At 65.6% G+C, this 1076-nt stretch carries 2 protein-coding genes; one reads left to right on the top strand and one right to left on the bottom strand.

The features are described from left to right. Positions 1–315 (bottom strand): hypothetical protein (locus ACFWVD_RS28880; protein WP_379248091.1); only part of this gene is annotated, 315 nt, incomplete at its 3' end. Positions 316–844: 529 nt separating this feature from the next. Between ACFWVD_RS28880 and ACFWVD_RS28875 the strand changes: the two genes are divergently transcribed. Beyond that, the coding region (locus tag ACFWVD_RS28875; RefSeq protein ID WP_379248090.1) for a hypothetical protein at positions 845–1076 on the top strand (232 nt) is incomplete at its 3' end.

The raw sequence follows: 1076 nt of genomic DNA, 5'->3' as shown, positions 1-1076 counted from the left end.
GGCGGCCGGAGCGGCCGATGCTCCCGCCCGGGTGAACGGAACTGCCGTGGCCGTGGAACGTATTGCGACGGGAAGCCCGCCTACGTCACTACGGGCGGGCGCAGCAGCCTGCGCGCGGGCAGCCACGGGGGAGCCGGGCTCCAGGAGGGCTTCGCCGCCCTTGGGCCAGGTGACCTTGGGAGCCTTCTTCTGGGCGTTCTGCGCTGCTTCGTTCTTCGGCGCGGACTTGACCGGGACCGAGGCGCCGGCGAGTACCGGCTCGCTCTGGGTGCCGCGGACCTTGAACTTCTCGGTGGCCGCGGCCGCGGTGCTCACACCTGCCGAGATCAGCAGGGCGGAGCTGACGGTAATGGCAATGGCCTGGGCGGAACGGCGAATGTATGTGGGCCAGTTCCAGACGTTGTCGGAGCTCCAATGAGGCTCGGATCTCCTGGGTATTTGCGACGGACTCACGCAATTCCTCTATGCAGAATGAGGCGCGTTGACGACCAACGCACCTATCACGCACACAGTAAACGATCAATCCTGTCATGGTCATGCATAAGTCAAGATAGTCCCATAGTGGAACCGGACGAACCCCTTCCGACTTGCCCGTAAACCCAGAGGAAGGTCAAGGATGAGTATAAGTATGATCTAGTTCCGTAAGGTTCTGGGTGTGTGTGATCTTCGGCTCGCCCTCGGTCATCCACCCGCCAGTACGCGGAGCCCCCGAACTCTTCACGTGTGCCGCCGACGAGGCGGTCGCCCAATCCGATCGCCGTCACCCTTGGATGGTTTCGCCATGCACTCCGCCCCTCCCTCGAGGAGCCCACGAAGACCACACGCCTGGCCGAAGGCCCTGGCCGTGCTGGCGCTCACCGGTCTGTGCGTCAGCCTGACGCCCGGCCACGCGACTTCCGCGCCCCAAGCTGCGCCCGCCGCGGACGCGAAGGGCGTGACGCCGGAACAAAAGGCCCAGAACGCCGCGCGTTCCGGCGGGAAGCCGGTGGAGGTCCTGGAGCAGCGGACGGAGGACACCCGCACGTTCGCGAACCCGTCGGGCACCTTCACCCTTGAACGCCACACCAGCCCCAAGT

Source organism: Nocardia sp. NPDC058666 (assembly GCF_042714895.1).
Lineage (GTDB): Bacteria > Actinomycetota > Actinomycetes > Mycobacteriales > Mycobacteriaceae > Nocardia.
This window is presented reverse-complemented; position numbering and strand designations above follow the sequence as displayed.